Source organism: Paucibacter sp. M5-1 (assembly GCF_027498415.2).
Taxonomy (GTDB): Bacteria; Pseudomonadota; Gammaproteobacteria; order Burkholderiales; family Burkholderiaceae_C; genus Roseateles_E.
In genome coordinates, this window is record NZ_JAPZLM020000001.1 from 4070428 (window position 1) to 4088056 (window position 17629).

Below are 17629 nucleotides of genomic sequence, written 5' to 3' on the forward strand. Positions count from 1 at the left end.
GATGCCTGGTGTTAACCCTTGGTCTGCAGACCGCGCCGCAGCTGCACGGCCTCGGCCATATGCGCCGGTGCAATCAAGGGGCTGGCGGCCAGATCGGCAATCGTGCGCGCGACACGCAGCACCCGGTGGTAGCCGCGCCCCGACCAGCCCAGCCGGGTGGCGGTTTTCTGCAACAGCGCGGCAGCGGCCGGCTCGGCCTGGGCATGCTGCTCCAATTGGGCGGGGCTCAGCAGCGCATTGCAGCAGCCCTGGCGGGCCAGGGCCAGTTCGCGGGCGGCCGCCACCCGGGCGGCGACCACGGCCGAGGGCTCGCCGTCCGGCGCGGCCGCCAGCACCTGGGGCGGCAGCACCGGCACCTCGACCAGCAGATCCAGCCGGTCCAGAAAAGGGCCGCTGAGCCGGCGCTGGTAGCGCGAGACCTGGTCCGGCGAGCAGCGGCATTCGCCCAGCGGATTGCCCAGCTGGCCGCAAGGGCAGGGGTTCATGGCCGCGACGAGCTGAAAGCGGGCCGGGAACTCGGCATGCCGGGCGGCACGGGCGATCAGGATGCGGCCGTTCTCCATCGGCTCGCGCAAGGCCTCCAGCGCGGCACGGGGGTACTCGGGCAGCTCATCAAGAAAGAGCACGCCGTGCTGGGCCAAGGTGATCTCGCCGGGCCGGGGTGGTGAGCCGCCGCCGACGAGGGCCACGCTGGAGGCGCTGTGGTGCGGCGCCCGCAGCACCCGCCGCCCCCACAGCGCCGGCTCGAACTGGCCGGCCAGGCTCAGCACCGCCGCCGACTCCAGTGCCTGCTCCTCGTCCAGCGGTGGCAAGAGCCTCAGCAGGCGCTGGGCCAGCATCGATTTGCCGGTGCCCGGCGGGCCGATCAGCAAGAGGTTCAGCGCGCCGGCGGCGGCGATCTCCAGCGCCCGCTTCGGGCCGGCCTGGCCCTTGATATCGCGCAGATCTGGGGCGGCATCCGGGGCCAGCGAGACGGTGGCGGGGCGGGCGCGCTGCAGCGCCGGCCCATCGCCGCCCGGGCTCAGCGCGGCCACCAGGTCCAGCAGATGGGCGGCGCCGAACACCGCCACGCCGCCGACCAGGGCCGCCTCGGCGGCATTCGCCTCGGGCAGCACCAGATCGCGGGCCAGGCCCGACTGGCGCAGCGCCAGGCTCATCGCCAGCGCGCCGCGCACCGGCCGCAGCTCGCCGGCCAGCGACAGCTCGCCCGCGCATTCCATGTCTTGCAGCCGCTCGGGGTCGATCTGCTCGCTGGCCGCCAGGATGCCCAGTGCAATCGGCAGATCGAAGCGGCCGCCCTCCTTGGGCAGGTCGGCCGGGGCCAGGTTGACCGTGATGCGGCGGTTGTGGGGGAAGCTCAGGCCGCTGTTCAGCAGGGCCGCGCGCACCCGCTCGCGCGACTCCTTGACCTCGGTCTCGGCCAGGCCCACCAGCGTGAACATCGGCAGCCCATTGGCCAGATGCACCTCGACGCTGACCGGCGCGGCGGCCAGCCCGTCCAGCGCCCGGCTGTGTACGACGGCCAGAGACATAGCCTCCTCCCCGGGACCGGTGCGTACCGATCCTGTGTCGGATTCTGCACGTTTGCCGCGCCCGGCGGGCCGTCGTTGGCGCACCAATGAAGTGCCTGCACCAAGTGCGGGCATCGAGCGTGGCCATCCTCTTTTGGTGCATCGCTGCGCGATCCGGGCCTCTTTCCCGGTCTCGCCTGGGGCGCCGAGCCTGGCACGGAAGCTGCAATCCCCGGATCGAACCTGCTTCCTCCCCATCCAAACAGCTAGGAGTCCCGCATGAAGTTGATTCTTGCCACGCTTGCCGCCGCCATGACCCTCGGTGCGCTGCCGGCCCAGGCCCAGGACGCATCGGTCGCCTTCAACGCGAGCCTGACCAGCGACTACCGCTACCGCGGCATCTCGCAGACCCGGCTGAAGCCGGCGCTGCAAGGCGGGCTGGACTATGCGCATCCGAGTGGCTTCTATGTGGGCGCCTGGGCTTCGACGATCAAGTGGATCAAGGACGTTGGCGGCGACGCCAAGGTCGAGGTCGACCTCTACGGCGGCTACAAGACCGAGATCAGCAAGGGTGTCAATCTCGACATCGGCGTGTTGACCTATATCTACCCGAGCAACAAGCTGCCGACCAGCGCCAACACCACCGAGATCTATGGCGCGCTGAGCTATGGCCCGTTCACGGCCAAGTACTCGCACGCGGTCACCGACACCTTCGGCAACGCCGACAGCAAGAACAGCTGGTATGCCGATCTGTCGGCCAGCTTCGAAGTGATGGACGGCTGGATGCTGGCGCCCCATATCGGCTACCAGCGCATTGACGGCCCCTCGCGCGGTGTGGGCTCCTACACCGACTATTCGCTGGCGCTGTCCAAGGACTTCAGCGGCCTGGTGCCCAGCATCGCGCTGGTCGGCACCGACGCTGACAAGGGCTTCTACACCGTCAAGGACAAGTTCCTGGGCAAGAACGCGGTCGTGGTCAGCGTCAAGTACAACTTCTGAAACCGTGTGAGGAGAACGCAATGAAACTGATCACCGCCATCATCAAGCCCTTCAAGCTTGACGAAGTGCGCGAGGCGCTGAGCGCCATCGGCGTGCAGGGGCTGACCGTCACCGAGGTCAAGGGCTTTGGCCGCCAGAAGGGCCACACCGAGCTGTATCGCGGCGCCGAGTACGTCGTCGACTTCCTGCCCAAGGTCAAGGTCGAGGCGGCGGTCGACGATGCGGTGGTCGAGCAGGTTATCGAGGCCATCGAGGCCTCGGCCCGCACCGGCAAGATCGGCGACGGCAAGATCTTCGTCTCGCCGCTGGACCAGGTGGTGCGCATCCGCACCGGCGAGACCGGGGCCGACGCGCTCTGAGCTTCACCGATCACAAGACTAAACAGACAAATCCCCGGAGATTCTTCATGAAGAAACTACTTGCCAGCCTGGCACTGGCTGCGGCGGTGTTCGCCCCTGCAGCCTGGGCCCAAGACGCGGCTGCTTCCGCGCCCGCCCTCGCCGAGGCCGCCTCGGCGGTCGTCGCAGCGGCTTCCGAAGCGGTGGCCGCCGTGGCTGCCCCGGCGGCCGAGGCCGCCTCCGCAGCCGCCGCTGCTCCCGCCCCCGTGCCCAACAAGGGCGACACCGCCTGGATGATGGTCTGCACCCTGCTCGTCATCATGATGACGGTGCCGGGCCTGGCGCTGTTCTACGGCGGCCTGGTGCGCAGCAAGAACATGCTGTCGGTGCTGATGCAGGTGATGGTCACCTTCTCGATGATCGTCGTGCTGTGGGTCATCTACGGCTACAGCCTGGCCTTCACCGAGGGCAATGCCTTCATCGGCGGCTTTGATCGCCTCTTCATGAAGGGCATCTGGGACAACGCGGCCGGCACCTTTGCCAACGCGGCCACCTTCAGCAAGGGCGTCTACATCCCCGAGATCGTGTTCGCCGCCTTCCAGGCCACCTTTGCCGGCATCACCGCCTGCCTGATCGTCGGCGCCTTCGCCGAGCGCATCAAGTTCGGCGCCGTGCTGCTGTTCATGGCGATCTGGTTCACCTTCAGCTATCTGCCGATGGCGCATATGGTCTGGTTCTGGATGGGCCCGGATGCCTATGCCTCGGCCGAGGTGGCTGCCGAGATGACCGGCAAGGCCGGCCTGATCTGGCAATGGGGCGCGCTGGACTTCGCCGGTGGCACCGTGGTGCACATCAACGCGGCCGTGGCCGGCCTGGTCGGTGCCTATATGGTCGGCAAGCGCGTCGGCTATGGCAAGGAATCGTTCACCCCGCACAGCCTGACTCTGACCATGGTCGGCGCCTCGCTGCTGTGGGTGGGCTGGTTCGGCTTCAACGCCGGTTCCGCACTGGAAGCCAATGGCTTCGCCGCGCTGGGCTTCATCAACACGCTGGCCGCCACCGCTGCCGCCGTGCTGGCCTGGTGCATCGGTGAGGCGCTGCTGAAGGGCAAGGCCTCGATGCTGGGCGCTGCGTCCGGCGCGGTGGCCGGCCTGGTGGCCATCACCCCGGCGGCCGGCAATGTCGGCATCGGCGGCGGCATCGTGATCGGCTTCATCGCCGGCTTTGCCTGCCTGTGGGGCGTGTCGGGCCTGAAGAAGATGCTGGGTGCCGATGACTCGCTCGATGTGTTCGGCGTGCACGGCGTCGGCGGTATCGTCGGCGCGCTGTTGACCGGCGTGTTCAACTCGCCCAACCTGGGCGGCCCCAGCGCCGTCGGCGACTGGGTCACGGTGGCCATGGTGGCACCGGACGCCTACTCGATCGCCAGCCAGGTCTGGATCCAGTTCAAGGGCGTGCTGCTGACCATCGTCTGGTCGGGTGTGGTCTCGGTGATCGCCTTCAAGATCGTCGACCTGGTGATCGGTCTGCGCGTGCCGGAAGAAGCCGAACGCGAAGGCCTGGACATCACCTCGCACGGCGAGACGGCGTACCACAAGTAAGGCGCAGGACGGGCTTCCCGTCCGTGCAAGAAGCCGCCCTCGGGCGGCTTCTTTGCTTGGGGCTGTGCCCCGCTCAGCCGTGCAGCAACTCGTCGATCAGCTCGCAGAGCTGGGCCGGGCTGAAGGGCTTGGCCAGAAAAGCGTCGGCGCCGGCGGCCAGGGCCTGCTCGCGCTCGTGGGGCGCGGCGCTGGCGCTCAGCACCACCAGCCGGATCTCGGCCAGGGTCGGGTCTTGCCTGATCTGCTGGCAAAGATCGAGGCCGCTGATCTCGCCGGGCATCACCACATCGATCAGCATCAGGTCGGGGCGCATCGCCTGCACGATCTGCAGCGCCAGCGCCCCGTTGGCAGCCTCGTGCAGGCGGTGGCCGCTGTCTTCCAGCGCCCAGCGGATCAGGCGGCGGATGTCGGCCTGGTCCTCAACGATCAGGATTCTCGCGTTCATGGCTTCAGTTCCACTCGTTCGACCCGGTAGCCGCGCTGTGCCAGCAGGGCCGGCAGGCCTCGCGGGCCGGCCATGTGCAGCGCACCGACGGCGGCAAGCACCTGGCGGCCCTCGGCATGCAGCGCGGCTATGCGCGCGGCCAGCGCCGGATTGCGGCCCTCGATCAGGCGCCGCAGAAAGGCGCGGTCGGCCGGTGTGTCGGCGCAGTCGCACCAGCGTTCATAGTCGGCCAGGGTCTGCAGATCGCCCTGTTCCCAGGCCTGCACCAGGCGCCTGAGCATGGGCCGGACCTTGCCCTGCTCCAGCTGTTCCAGCGTATCGGCGGTCAGGCGGCGCGCCTCCCGGGCATCGGCGGGCAGCAGCGCGTCGAGCTGCTGGCGCACGGTTTCCAGCGAGACGATGGCCAGGCCGCGCGAGCGCGCCTCGCCCGACAGCACCATCTCCTGCCCATAGCCCGCCTCCAGTCCTTCCCAGCGGGCCTCCAGCATGGTCAGCGTGACGGCCTGCATCAGCGGGTGCAGCGCGGCCAGCGCGCCCTCGGGCAGGCAGGCCGCCGCAACCCGCCCGGCCAGGCGCTGGCGCAGCGCGGCGTCCAGGCTCAGCGGGCGGCTCAGGCCGGCGGCCAGCTGGCGCTGGATGGCCGGGTCGGCGGGGTCGAGTTCGAGCGCCAGCGTGTCGCTGTCCTGCAGCGCGGCGCGCAGCTGCGGGCCGGGCCGGGCCCAGTCCGGCCGGCCAAGATGGATGCTGCCGAACAGCCAGGCGCTGCGCCCGTCCTTGCTGATGCGCCACAGCAGGCCGCGGTCGCGCTCGGGGCTCGGCTGTGTCTGGGCGACCGGGGGCGGCGGGCAGGCTGGGTCGGCCAGCGCGGCCAAGGCCGGGACCAGCAGGAGGCTGAGCAGCAGAAGACGCATCATGGTCCGCACTCTACCCTTGAGCCTGGCCGAATCGTCCCCATGTCTTGCTCCTAGAATTGCTTCGCCCCCTCTTCCCCAGACCCCTTGCGGGTCACCGACAGGCACGACCCATGGTCCCCCATCTGATCACCGCACTGAACGGCCCCATCAACGAGCTGGAGCAGCGCATCCTGGAGTCGATGCCGGCCATCGAACGCTGGTTCCGGCTCGAATGGATGGAGCACACGCCGCCGTTCTACAGCTCGGTCGATGTGCGCAATGCCGGCTTCAAGCTGGCCCCGGTCGACACCAATCTCTTCCCCGGCGGCTTCAACAACCTGACCCCCGAAATGCTGCCGCTGGCGGTGCAGGCGGCGATGGCGGCGATCGAGAAGATCTGCCCCGAGGCCAAGAACCTGCTGCTGGTGCCCGAGGCCAATATCCGCAACACCTTCTACCTGGCCAACGTCGCGACCCTGGTGCGCATCTTCACCCAGGCCGGCCTGAATGTGCGCCTGGGCAGCCTGGACGAGGACATCAAGCAGCCCACCGAGCTGAACCTGGCCGACGGCAGCAGCCTGACCCTGGAGCCGCTGCTGCGCACCCGGGGCCGCCTCGGCCTGAAGGACTTCGATCCCTGCACCATCCTGCTGAACAACGATCTGTCGGCCGGTGTGCCCGGCGTGCTCGAAGGCCTGCACGAGCAGTATCTGCTGCCGCCGCTGCATGCCGGCTGGGCGCTGCGCCGCAAGCACAACCACCTGCGTGCCTATGAGGAGGTGGCGAAAAAGTTCGCCAAGCTGCTGGGCATGGATCCCTGGCTGATCAATCCGATGTTCGCCCGCTTTGATGCGTCCGCCGCCAGCCCGGCCCAGGACCTGGAGGCCTTGCAGACCCAGGCCGATGCGCTGCTGGGCAAGGTGCGCCGCAAGTACAAGGAATACGGCATCCCGGAAAAGCCCTTCGTGATCATCAAGCCCGATGCCAGCACCTATGGTGCCGGGCTGCTGACGGTGCGCGACGCCAAGGACCTGGCGGCGCTGGAGCGTCTGCCCGGCAGCGTCATCAAGGATGGCCAGGAAGTCAGCGCGCTGATCATCCAGGAGGGCGTGCCCACCCACGAGCGTGTCAATGAGGCGGTGGCCGAGCCGGTGGTCTATATGATGGACCGCTATGTGGTTGGCGGCTTCTACCGCGTCCATGCCGAGCGCGGCTTCGACGAGAACCTGAACGCGCCGGGCTCGCGCTTCGTGCCGCTGGCCTTCGCCGAGTCCTCGCAGCTGCCGCGCCCCGGTGCCAAACCCGGCGCCAGCGCGCCGAACCGCTTCTATATGTACGGCGTGATCGCCCGCCTGGCGATGCTGGCGGCCAGCTACGAGCTGGAGGTCACCGATCCGGACGCCGAGGTCTACGAGTAAGCGCCGGACGGCGGCGGCGTCAAGCTCGGTGTCCCCCCGATATCCGGATTGACGCACCGCACAATGGCGGGCGCACAATAGCGCTTTTGGCAATCTGCGGCCTGCCGCAGCCCCCTTGTGAGTGCATCCACCGCGACCCGTAGCCCCTTGGCCCAAGCGGGCCTGACCCTCGGCGCCCTGGGCGTCGTCTATGGCGACATCGGCACCAGCCCGCTGTATGCGCTCAAAGAGGTGTTCCACGGCGGCCATGTGCCGCTGACCCACGACAACATCCTGGGCGTGCTCTCGCTGCTGTTCTGGACCATGACGGTCGTGGTCTCGCTGAAATACGTGCTGCTGATACTGCGCGCCGACAACAACGGCGAGGGCGGCCTGATCGCGATGCTGGCGCTGGCCACCAATGCGGTCAATGACAAGCCCAAGCTGCGCCGCCGCCTGATGCTGGTGGGCCTGTTCGGCACCGCGATCTTCTATGGCGATGCGGTGATCACGCCGGCGATGACGGTGCTCGGCGCGGTCGAGGGCATCGATGTCTATGCGCCGCAGTTCCACGACGCCATCGTGCCGGTGGCCCTGCTGGTGCTGGCCGGCCTGTTCGCGGTGCAGCGCTTCGGCACCGGTGGCATCGGCCGTGCCTTCGGGCCGGTGATGCTGTGCTGGTTTGTCAGCCTGGCGCTGCTGGGCCTGCCCAAGGTGCTGGACAACCCCCATGTGCTGCAGGCGCTGAACCCGGCCTGGGCCCTGGCTTTCTGCCTGGAATACCGCTGGGTGGCCTTCGTCGCGCTTGGTGCGGTGGTGCTGGTGGTGACCGGCGGCGAGGCGCTCTATGCCGACCTCGGCCATTTCGGCAAGAAGCCGATCCGCTATGCCTGGTATGGCGTCGTGATGCCGGCACTGGTGATCAATTACTTCGGCCAGGGCGCGCTGCTGCTGCAGCAGCCCGAGGCGATCAAGAACCCCTTCTTCCTGCTGGCCCCGGTGTGGGCCGAGATCCCGTTGTTTCTGCTGTCCGCGGTGGCGGCCAGCGTGGCCTCGCAGGCGCTGATCACGGCCGCCTTCTCGGTCACCAAGCAGGCGGTGCAGCTGGGCATCTTGCCGCGCATGCGCATCCTGCACACCTCGGTGCGCGACACCGGCCAGATCTATGTGCCCTTCGTCAACTGGGGGCTGTTCGTCTTCGTCGTGCTGGCGGTGGTGCTGTTCGGCTCCAGCAGCAAGCTGGCCGGCGCCTACGGCGTGGCGGTGACGATAGACATGACCATCACCACGGTGATGACCTTCTTCGTGATCCGCTATGGCTGGCGCTATCCGCTGGCGCTGTGCGTGGCCGCCACCGGTGTGTTCTTCCTGATCGACATCACCTTCCTGGCCTCCAATCTGCTGAAACTGGCCCATGGCGGCTGGTTCCCGCTGCTGATCGGCATCGGCATGTTCACCCTGATGCTGACCTGGAAGCAGGGCCGGCGCCAGCTCAGCCACAAGCTGCGCGAGGACGCGATCGACCTGAAGAGTTTTCTGGAAGCCGTCTTCATCAACCCGCCGACCCGGGTGTCCGGCACTGCGGTGTTCCTGGCCGCCGAGCAGGGCGTGACGCCCAACGCCCTCTTGCACAACCTCAAGCACAACAAGGTGCTGCACGAGCAGAACCTGTTTGTCAGCGTCAAGCACCATGAGGTGCCCTGGGTCAGCTTCGACAAGCGGGTCCAGGTCGAGAGCCTGGGCAAGGACTGCTGGGCCGTCAGCCTGAACTTCGGTTTCAAGAACGAGCCCGATGTGCCCGAGGCGCTGAAGCTGCTGGAGCAGCGCGGCGTGCATCTGGAAGAGATGGAGACCAGCTACTTCCTGTCGCGCGACATCGTGATCCCGACCACCGGCGGCGGCATGGCCCTGTGGCGCGAGAAGCTGTTCGCCAGCATGCACCGCAATGCCGCCGCAGCGGCCGACTTCCTGCACCTGCCGACCAACCGCATCGTCGAGCTGGGCTCCAAGGTCGAGATCTGAGCGCTGCACGCCAGCCGCACGGACGGCTGTGGCGTGTTTGCATCAATCTGTTAATGAGAATCGTTATTAAGTAGAATCTGCGCATCGCGAGTTCTGCGGCCATCGGCTGCGAACTCGCCGACAGAGCCAGCCAGCCGACTTTCTTTCTTTAGCCCGCCGCTCGACCAGCACAAAGTCCCCAACCCAGCCGCAGGCCCGACGCTTCTTGCCTGCCGCTTCGGGCCAGGCTTTGCCAGCGGCGACGGCCTCCGGGGCCTCAAGCGATGGCGGGCCGCGCCCGGGCGGCGGCCGCGCCTGCAGCGAACGAATCCAAGGTCCGTCCATGGCACGCTGCTCTACTTCTACTTCGTCCGTTCTCGCCCGCGCTCTGCCGCGACTGCATCCGCTGGCGCTGGCCGCCGCCTCGCTGGCGGGCCTTGCCCAGGCCCAGCCGCTGTCGGCGCCCGATCTGCCCAAGGTGGTGACTTCGGCCACGCGGCTCGAAACCCCGGAGGACGAGGTCGCGGCCAGCGTCACCACGCTGACGGACAAGGACATCGCGCGCAAGCAGGCCGGCGACATCAAGGACATGCTGCGCCAGGAGGTGGGCATTTCGGTGCGTTCGCAGCCGAATCGGAGCTCGGCGGCGTTCTCCCCCACGGGGCGGGGCGGCAACGAGGGCATCAATATTCGGGGTCTTGAGGGCAACCAGGTGCTGTTGCAGACCGATGGCGTGCGCCTGCCGATGATTTACGCCAGCGGGCCGGTGGTGGCAGGGCGCGGCGACTACATCGATGTCGAGGCCTTCAAGCAGGTGGAAATCCTGCGCGGCTCGGCCTCCACCTCCTACGGCAGCGACGGCCTGGCCGGCGCGGTCAGCTTCCAGACCAAGGATCCAAGCGATCTGGTGCCCGCAGGCAAGACCTCGCAGGCCGCGCTGAAGCTGGGTTACTCCTCGGTCGACAAGTCCACCACCGTCGTGCCCAGCTATGCCTTCCGTGCCGAGCAGTTTGAAGGCCTGCTGCTGGCCAGCCTGCGGCGCGGCCATGAGACCGACACGCGCGGCGACAACCACGCCAAGGATCGCAGCCGCACCGTCGGCAACCCGCAGGACATCATGTCCAACTACCTGCTGGGCAAGCTGGTTTACAAGCTTGACGCCCGTCAGCGCTTCAAGCTCTCGCTGGAGCATATGGACCGCGACGTCGACACCGATGTCTACACTCTGTTCGGCGACCCGATGTACCTGACCACCACCCGGGTCGACGCGGCCGAGCGCATCAATCGGACGCTGGCCAAGCTGGACTATGAGTTTGTGGACAGCAGCAACCCCTTGTTCCAGCGCGCGCAGGCCAATGTGTACTGGCAGGACGCGAAGAACCGCCAGCTGGGCTACGAGGCGCGCAGCAACACCAGCGCCTGGAACAGCCGCTCGCGCGATGCCTTCTACGCCGAACGCATGGTCGGCGGCTCGGTCCAGTTCGAAACCTATCTGACGAACCAGCGCCTTGTCTATGGCGTCGACGCCTCTAGCTCCCTGGTGCATTCGCTCAAGGATGGTGCCAACTACCTGAACGGCAATCTGGTCACGACGGGCAGCAATGCCTTTATCGTCAACAAGAGCTTTCCGGACACCGACTACCGCTTGTTCGGCGCCTTCATTCAGGATGAGATCACACTGGGCAGCTTCACCGTGACGCCGGGCCTGCGCCTGGATCGCTTTGAACTCGATCCGCGCAAGAACGACCCGCTTTACACCGTCAACAACAAGACCGAACCGGCCAAGCTCAGCGACCAGGAGCTGTCGCCCAAGCTGGGCGTGGTGTGGACCTACACGCCGATGCTGCGCGTGTTCGGTCAGTACTCGCATGGCTTCCGCGCGCCGACACCCAGCCAGGTCAATGGTGGCGTGACCAACCTGAACCCGACCCTGCCGAGGCCTTACCGCTCGATCGGTAATCCTGACCTGAAGCCCGAGACCAGCGATTCCATCGAACTGGGCCTGCGCGGCCGCAGCGAGACGCTGCGCTACAGCGCGGCGCTATTCAAGGGTCGCTACAAGGACTTCATTGCCTCCGGCATCGATGTGAGCGCCACCACTACGGTGCCGCTGGAACCCGGCATGCCCAGCAACACCCAGACGCTCCAGTCGATCAATCTGAACAAGACCACGATCAGCGGATTCGAGCTGAGCGGCGCATGGAGCTTCCTGCCCAACTGGACGATCAGCGCAAGCTACGCCCACACCAAGGGCGACAGCGAGGCGCCGGGCGGTGCCAGGAGCCCGCTGGAGAGCATCGACCCCGACAAGGGCGTACTGGGCCTGCGCTACGAACAGGCCGGCGCCTGGGGTGCGGAGCTCAACATCACCGGCATGAAGAGCCAACGCCGCAATCCGAACCCGGCCGTCCACTACGCGCCCAAGGGCTTCGTCGTCGCGGACCTGTCGGCCTGGTACGAGATCGGCAAACAGTGGTCGCTCAACGTCGGCGTCAGCAATATCGGCGATGTGAAGTACGCACTGTGGTCGGACACGCGATCCGTCGCGCCGACGGCCGTCGCGCTGGACGCCTACACCCAGCCCGGCCGCAATCTCAGCGCCAGCGTTCGCTACCAGTTCTGAGGTCGCCAGTCCCGTATGCGTCGTTTCCTGACCTTGTGGCTGCTGCTGGCCGCAGCCGCCGTACTGCCCGGCCTGGCCCAGGCCGCCACCGTGCTCTTCGTCTCGGCCAGCCCGGTCGCGCCGGGCAAGTTCGTCGCGCTGGCCAAGGCGGCCGAGCCGCTGGGCCTGCGCATCGAGGCGCGCTTTGCCGAGAAGCTGGGGCCTGATCTGGACGCCAAGTTCTGGTCCGGCGCCGACCTGGTCTTGATCGACGCGCCGCGCCAGCATATCGAGGACTATGTGAGGCAGCGCCTGGGCGCCGCGCTGCCGGCGCTGGCGGGCAAGCCCCATGTCTGGCTGCCCAGCGCCGCGCCCAAGTCTTCAGGCCTGCCCGAGGCGCTGGCCCAGCGCCTGCATGCCTACTACGTCAACGGCGGGCGTTCGAACATGGACGCCTTTCTGCGCAGCATCGCTGCGCATCTGAAGAGCGGGCCGGGCAGTCAGGGCATTCAGGACTGGGCCCGGCTGCCCGCGCCTATCGTGTTCCCGCCGTCCGCCCTCTATCACCCGAAGCTGGCCGATGGCAAGGTCGTGCTGCCGACGCCGGCAGCCTATCTGCAGTGGCGCGGCATCGACCCGGCCCTGGATGCAAAAAAACGCCTACCGACTATCGGCATCGCCTTCCACCAGCAAAGCATATCGGCCGAGCAGACCGGCTTCATCGACGACTTGATAGCCCGAATCGAGGCGGGCGGCGCCGTGGCCTGGCCTTTCTACAGCCCGGTGATGGGCGACGACAACATCCGCAAGATGGTGACCGGCGCCGATGGCACGCCGCTGGTCGATGTGCTGATCAACACCCAGATCACCTTGAGCCCCGAGCAGCGGCGCAAGGAGTTCGAGGCCCTGGGCCTGCCGGTGATCCAGGCCATGGCCTACCGGCGCGGCGACGCCGCCGCCTGGGCCGCCGACCCGCAGGGCGTGCAGCTGATGGACGTGCCTTTCTACCTGGCCCAGGCCGAGTACACCGGCATCACCGATATCCAGATCGCGGCGGCCACGCGCAAGGGCGACGAGCAGGTCGAGCCCATCGCGGCGCAAAGTGCGGCGGTGGTGGGCAAGGCGCTGAACCTGGCGCGGCTGCAGCGCAAGAGCGCGGGCGAGCGCAGGGTCGCGGTGTTCTTCTGGAACTATCCGGGCGGCGAGAAAAACCTCAGCGCCTCCTTCATGAATCTGCCCAAGAGCCTGTCGGCCACCCTGGCCGCGCTGCAGGGCGCCGGCTACCGCACCGAGACCATGGGCGAGACGCCGCTGACCCTGCAGCTGCAGCGCCTGCTGGCACCGGCCTACCGGCCACCCGAGGACAAGCAGGTGCTGCAGGCCCTGCTGCGCGAGGGCCTGGCCGATCGCCTTCCGCTGGCCGACTACAAGCGCTGGCTCGCCGGCCTGCCGGAGCCCGTGCGGGCCCAGCTGCGCCAGTCCTGGGGCGAGCCTGAGAGTTCGTCGATGCTGCTGGCCGAGGGCGGCCAGCGCTTCTTCGTAATCCCGCGCCTGCAGCTGGGCCATGTGAGCCTGCTGCCGCAGCCGGGCCGTGGCGACCGCGGCGGCGACAAGGAAAAGTCGCTGTACCACTCGAGCAGCGCCGCCCCCTCGCACCATTACATGGCCACCTATCTGTGGGCCCGCCAGAGCGCCGACGCGCTGGTGCACTACGGCACCCATGGCAGCCAGGAGTGGCTGCCCGGCAAGGAGCGCGGGCTGTCGGCCACGCACGACTATCCGATGTTGGCGGTCGGCGATCTGCCCGTGGTCTACCCCTATATCGTCGACAACATTGGCGAGGCTACCCAGGCCCGCCGCCGCGGCCGCGCCACCATCATCAGCCACCAGACCCCGCCGTTCGCGCCGGCCGGCCTGCATGCCTCGCTGACCCGCATCCACGACCTGCTGCATGACTGGCTGGCCCAGGACGAGGGCAGCGTGCGCGACAAGATCCGCGCCGAGTTTCTCGAGGCCGTGCGCAAGCAGCGGCTGCCGCAGGACATGGGCTGGAGCGAGGCCCGCATCGCCGCCGAGTTACCGGCCTTCGTCACCGAGGTGCACGACCATCTGCACGAGCTGGCGTTGACGGCCCAGCCCATGGGGCTGCACACCTTCGGCCAGGGTGCCGGCGAGCCCTGGCGCACCGCCACCGTGCTGATGATGTTGGGCAAGGAGTTCTGGGAAGGCGTGGCCGGGCCCGGCGAGGAGGCCGATGAGATGCTGGTCGGCGACTGGAGCAAGCTGCCGGAGTCCACGCCGTTTCGCAAACTGCAGGCCCTGCTGGCCGGCGACGACAGCGTGGCCAAAAGCCTGCCGGCAACGCTGCAAGCGAAGCTGGCCCAGGCGCGCAGCTGGCACCAGGCGTTGGGTGCGCAAAGCGAGATGGACGGTCTGCTGGCGGCGCTGGCCGGCCGCTATATCGCGACCAGCTATGGCGGCGACCCGATCAAGAATCCCGACTCGCTGCCGACCGGCCGCAACCTCTATGGCTTTGACCCCTCGCGCGTGCCGACCCGCGCGGCCTGGGAGGCCGGCAAGGACGCGATGAATCAGTTGATCGCGGCCCATCAGGCCAAGAGCGGTGGCAAGCCGCAGAAGCTGACCTTCACGCTGTGGTCGGTCGAGACCATGCGGCATTTCGGCCTGCTGGAGGCGCAGGCGCTATGGGCCTTGGGCGTCGAGCCGGTCTGGGATGCCGGTGGGCGAGTCAGCGATGTGAAGCTGATCCCGCGCGCGCAGCTGGGCCGGCCGCGTGTCGATATCGTGCTGTCGGCGACCGGCCTGTACCGCGACCATTTCCCCAATGTGATGCGCCAGCTCGCCAAGGCCGCCAAGCTGGCCGCCGAAGCCGCTGACGAGGCCGACAACCCGGTGGCCACCAACGCCCGACGCATTGCGCAGCAGTTGCAGGCCCGGGGCGTCGATGCGGCCGCCGCGCTCCGGGCCGGCCAGACCCGCATCTTCTCGTCCGAGAGCGGCCGCTACGGCACTGGCCTGGACGATGCGGCGCTGGCCACTGACACCTGGAAGACGCAGGCCGAGGGCGACCGCAAGCTGGCCGAGCTCTACTTGTCGCGCATGCAGTTCGCCTACGGGCCGGACGAGGCCGAATGGGGCAGCAAAGGTGTCGCCGCCGGCGGAAAGGCGGGCCAGCTGAACCTCTATGCCGAGCATCTGCGCGGCACCGAGGGCGCGGTGCTGGCGCGCAGCTCCAACCTCTATGGCATGCTGACCACCGACGATCCCTTCCAGTACCTGGGCGGCATCGGCCTGGCGGTGCGCCATCTGGATGGCAAGGCGCCCGAGCTCTACGTCTCGAATCTGCGGGGGTCGGGTGGCGGCAAGGTCGAGGGCGCGGCCGAGTTCCTGGCCAAGGAGTTGGCCACACGCAACTTCCATCCCGGCTATATCAGCGGGCTGATGAAGGAGGGCTATGCCGGCACCTTGCAGGTGCTCGACGGCATCAACAACTTCGCCGGCTGGCAGTCGGTGGCGCGCGAGATCGTGCGCCACGATCAGTGGCAGGAGTTCATGGATGTCTATGTGCGCGACAAACACAATCTGGGCCTGAAGCGCTGGTTCGAAAGCCAGAACCCGCACGCGCTGGCGCAAAGCATCGAGCGCATGCTGGAGGCGGCGCGCCAGGGCCAGTGGCAGGCCGATGCGCAAAGCGTCGCGGAGCTCAAAGTCCGCTGGCGTGAGCTGTCCCGCCGCCATGATGTGAAGACCGACAACCAGGCCTTCAATCAGTTCGTCGGCGCAGTGGGCTTTGGTCTGGAGCGTGTGGCCGCAGCGGTCGTGGCCCAGGCGGCGGCCGCCGCCGCTGCGCCACCGGCTGCCGATGTGGCGCCGCCACCCCCGCCAATTCAAGGCATGAAGCTCGACAAGGTGGCCGAGCCGCCGCCGGCCCACGCGCCGCAGCTGATCGTCACCAGCCTGGCCGTGATGCTCCTGCTGCTGCTGGCCACCGTCGGCGGTGGCTGGCGCGCCTGGCGTCAGGACGCCTCTGCGTCTCTGCGCATCGCCTCCTGAACAACCCTCTCATTTCCGACTCTCCAAACCCTATGTCTTCCATTCTCGAAAACAGCATGTATCTGGTGGCGCAGTGGTTTCTGCTGCCCACGCTGGCCCTGATCGCCGTCCTCTTTCTCTATGCCTTCTGGGTGCTGGGCGCTTTTGTCGTGCACCTGCAGCGGCGCCGCTCTGGGGCGGGCCGCCCGCTGCTGGCCGCGTATCGGGCGGCCGGGCCTGAGGGCTTGAGCGAGGATGAACTGGACCTGAAGGCCCACCGCCTAATGGAAGGCCCGCGCATCGCCAGCCGCGTCACGCCGATGCTGGGCCTGGTCGCGACGATGATCCCGATGGGGCCGGCGCTGCGCTCGCTGTCCGACGGCAATCTGGCCGCCGTCTCGCAGAACCTGACCGTGGCCTTCTCGGCCGTGATCCTGGCGCTGATCGCCGCGTCCATCACCTTCTGGGTGGTCAATATCCAGCGCCGCTGGCTGGCCGAGGAGATCGTCGAGATCGGCAAGCTGCGTATGAAGCAAGCGGGAGCCTGAAATGGCGCTCAAGTTGCTGCACGAAGCCGAGACCGACGATCCCATCCTGTCGGTCGTCAACCTGATCGACATCTTCCTGGTCGTGATCGCCGCGTTGCTGATCACGGTGGCGCAGAACCCGCTGATCAACCCCTTCAACAAGCAGGATGTCACCGTGATCACCGACCCCGGCAAGCCCTCGATGGAGATCATGGTCAAGAAGGGCGAGAAGGTCGAACGCTTCAAGGCCAGTGGCGCGATCGGCAGCGGCGACGGCGAGAAGGCCGGCGTGGCCTACAAAATGAAGGACGGTTCCATCGTCTACGTACCGGAAGGCGGCACACAATGAAAAAGACTCTGCTGATGGGCTTGAGCCTGCTGTTGGCCGGCTGCGCCCAGCTGGGCATGACACCGAGCAACGAGCGCATCGTCGAGGTGGCCAGCGGCCGCGCGATCAGCCGCGACGAGCTGCTGCAGAAGCTGCTCGCCAGCGACTATGTGCTGCTCGGCGAGCAGCATGACAACGCCGTCCACCATCAGCGCCGTGCTGAGCTGCTGAACGCGCTGGGCGCGCGCGTGCCGGTGGTGGCCGAGCACCTGACGCGCGGCCAGGCGGTGCTGAACGGCCCCGCGCTGCTGCCGCGCCTGCAGGCGGCCGGCTTCGACGAGAAGGGCTGGCGCTGGCCGCTGCACGAGCCGCTGTTCGCGGCCGTAGCGGCGCCGGGCCGCATGCTGGTCGGCGGCAATGCGCCGCGCGATCTCGCGCGCGAGCTGGCGCGCAAGGGCGAGGCAGCCCTGCCCGAAGACTTGCAGGCCGTCACCCGGGCCGCGCCGCTGGACGAGGCCGGCACCAAGGCGCTGGATGCCGACCTGGTGCAAGGCCATTGCGGCATGCTGGCCGGCGAGCGCCTGGTTGGCATGGGCTGGGCCCAGCGCGCCCGCGATGCGGCGATGTGGCTGAGCCTGCAGGCCGCGGCGCAGGCCCAGGGCAAGCCGGCGGTGCTGCTCGCCGGCAACGGCCATGTGCGGCGCGACTACGGCGTGGCCCAGCTGATCGCGGCCCAGCAGCCGGCGGCGCGGGTGGCCAGCGTCGGCTTTGTCGAGACCGGGGCCCAGATCCAGGGCGCGCCCTACCACTACGTCTGGATCACCGCCGCACCCAAGCGCGAGGACCCCTGCGCGGGCATGCGCGAGATGATGGACAAGATGAAGACCAGGGAGGCCGCCAAGCCATAGCGGCCCGAGGGCTTCCTGGCCGAGAT

At 67.9% G+C, this 17629-nt stretch carries 13 protein-coding genes; 10 read left to right on the plus strand and 3 right to left on the minus strand.

The window, feature by feature from the left end:
* Window positions 1-11: 11 nt before the first annotated feature.
* Window positions 12-1532 (minus strand): YifB family Mg chelatase-like AAA ATPase, encoded by a 1521-nt coding sequence (locus tag O5M90_RS19230; RefSeq protein ID WP_269840003.1) that lies wholly within the window; start codon window positions 1530-1532, stop codon window positions 12-14.
* 258 nt (window positions 1533-1790) lie between these two features.
* Between O5M90_RS19230 and O5M90_RS19235 the strand changes: the two genes are divergently transcribed.
* The 3 genes from O5M90_RS19235 to amt are packed head-to-tail and all read left to right on the plus strand — an operon-like array spanning window position 1791 to window position 4449.
* Window positions 1791-2510 carry a TorF family putative porin gene (locus O5M90_RS19235; protein WP_137942741.1) on the plus strand — a complete coding sequence of 240 codons (720 nt, stop codon included), beginning with the start codon at window positions 1791-1793 and terminating at the stop codon, window positions 2508-2510.
* A gap of 20 nt (window positions 2511-2530) precedes the next feature.
* Window positions 2531-2869, plus strand: coding sequence for a P-II family nitrogen regulator (locus tag O5M90_RS19240; protein WP_137942742.1), 339 nt, complete (start codon window positions 2531-2533; stop codon window positions 2867-2869).
* A gap of 47 nt (window positions 2870-2916) precedes the next feature.
* Window positions 2917-4449, plus strand: coding sequence for an ammonium transporter (gene amt, locus O5M90_RS19245; protein ID WP_137942743.1), 1533 nt, complete (start codon window positions 2917-2919; stop codon window positions 4447-4449).
* Window positions 4450-4522: 73 nt separating this feature from the next.
* Here the strand turns inward: amt and O5M90_RS19250 are convergent, their stop codons facing one another.
* Entirely contained in the window at window positions 4523-4894 is a 372-nt protein-coding gene (locus O5M90_RS19250; RefSeq protein WP_269840004.1) for a response regulator, read from the minus strand.
* On the minus strand, window positions 4891-5808 hold the full coding sequence (locus O5M90_RS19255; RefSeq protein WP_269840005.1) for a TraB/GumN family protein: 918 nt from the start codon (window positions 5806-5808) through the stop codon (window positions 4891-4893). Before O5M90_RS19255 ends, O5M90_RS19250 begins: the two co-directional genes overlap by 4 nt.
* A gap of 110 nt (window positions 5809-5918) precedes the next feature.
* Between O5M90_RS19255 and gshA the strand changes: the two genes are divergently transcribed.
* The 7 genes from gshA (at window position 5919) to O5M90_RS19290 (ending at window position 17603) form a co-directional block, all read left to right on the plus strand.
* Window positions 5919-7205: a glutamate--cysteine ligase gene (gene gshA / locus O5M90_RS19260; RefSeq protein ID WP_137942746.1), complete on the plus strand. Its 1287-nt coding sequence runs from the start codon at window positions 5919-5921 to the stop codon at window positions 7203-7205.
* A 117-nt stretch (window positions 7206-7322) separates the two neighbouring features.
* Entirely contained in the window at window positions 7323-9206 is a 1884-nt protein-coding gene (locus O5M90_RS19265; protein WP_269840006.1) for a potassium transporter Kup, read from the plus strand.
* 322 nt (window positions 9207-9528) lie between these two features.
* Complete coding sequence (locus O5M90_RS19270; RefSeq protein ID WP_269840007.1) at window positions 9529-11808, plus strand: TonB-dependent hemoglobin/transferrin/lactoferrin family receptor; 2280 nt, start codon at window positions 9529-9531, stop codon at window positions 11806-11808.
* A gap of 15 nt (window positions 11809-11823) precedes the next feature.
* Window positions 11824-15861 carry a cobaltochelatase subunit CobN gene (gene cobN / locus O5M90_RS19275; protein WP_269840008.1) on the plus strand — a complete coding sequence of 1346 codons (4038 nt, stop codon included), beginning with the start codon at window positions 11824-11826 and terminating at the stop codon, window positions 15859-15861.
* A gap of 32 nt (window positions 15862-15893) precedes the next feature.
* Window positions 15894-16388 (plus strand): MotA/TolQ/ExbB proton channel family protein, encoded by a 495-nt coding sequence (locus O5M90_RS19280; RefSeq protein ID WP_269840009.1) that lies wholly within the window; start codon window positions 15894-15896, stop codon window positions 16386-16388.
* Between the two features lies 1 nt (window position 16389).
* A complete protein-coding gene (locus O5M90_RS19285) occupies window positions 16390-16716 on the plus strand; it encodes a DUF2149 domain-containing protein (RefSeq protein ID WP_269840010.1) in 327 nt (108 codons plus the stop codon).
* Complete coding sequence (locus tag O5M90_RS19290) at window positions 16713-17603, plus strand: ChaN family lipoprotein (RefSeq protein WP_269840011.1); 891 nt, start codon at window positions 16713-16715, stop codon at window positions 17601-17603. The genes O5M90_RS19285 and O5M90_RS19290 overlap by 4 nt, the downstream gene beginning before the upstream one ends.
* Window positions 17604-17629: the final 26 nt, after the last annotated feature.

Coding starts and splice junctions, on each gene's coding strand:
- amt (WP_137942743.1), top strand. CDS start 2,917: ATGAAGAAACTACTTGCCAGCCTGGCACTGGCTGCGGCGGTGTTCGCC.
- cobN (WP_269840008.1), top strand. CDS start 11,824: ATGCGTCGTTTCCTGACCTTGTGGCTGCTGCTGGCCGCAGCCGCCGTA.
- gshA (WP_137942746.1), top strand. CDS start 5,919: ATGGTCCCCCATCTGATCACCGCACTGAACGGCCCCATCAACGAGCTG.
- O5M90_RS19280 (WP_269840009.1), top strand. CDS start 15,894: ATGTCTTCCATTCTCGAAAACAGCATGTATCTGGTGGCGCAGTGGTTT.
- O5M90_RS19290 (WP_269840011.1), top strand. CDS start 16,713: ATGAAAAAGACTCTGCTGATGGGCTTGAGCCTGCTGTTGGCCGGCTGC.
- O5M90_RS19250 (WP_269840004.1), bottom strand. CDS start 4,894: ATGAACGCGAGAATCCTGATCGTTGAGGACCAGGCCGACATCCGCCGC.
- O5M90_RS19240 (WP_137942742.1), top strand. CDS start 2,531: ATGAAACTGATCACCGCCATCATCAAGCCCTTCAAGCTTGACGAAGTG.
- O5M90_RS19270 (WP_269840007.1), top strand. CDS start 9,529: ATGGCACGCTGCTCTACTTCTACTTCGTCCGTTCTCGCCCGCGCTCTG.
- O5M90_RS19235 (WP_137942741.1), top strand. CDS start 1,791: ATGAAGTTGATTCTTGCCACGCTTGCCGCCGCCATGACCCTCGGTGCG.
- O5M90_RS19255 (WP_269840005.1), bottom strand. CDS start 5,808: ATGATGCGTCTTCTGCTGCTCAGCCTCCTGCTGGTCCCGGCCTTGGCC.
- O5M90_RS19285 (WP_269840010.1), top strand. CDS start 16,390: ATGGCGCTCAAGTTGCTGCACGAAGCCGAGACCGACGATCCCATCCTG.
- O5M90_RS19230 (WP_269840003.1), bottom strand. CDS start 1,532: ATGTCTCTGGCCGTCGTACACAGCCGGGCGCTGGACGGGCTGGCCGCC.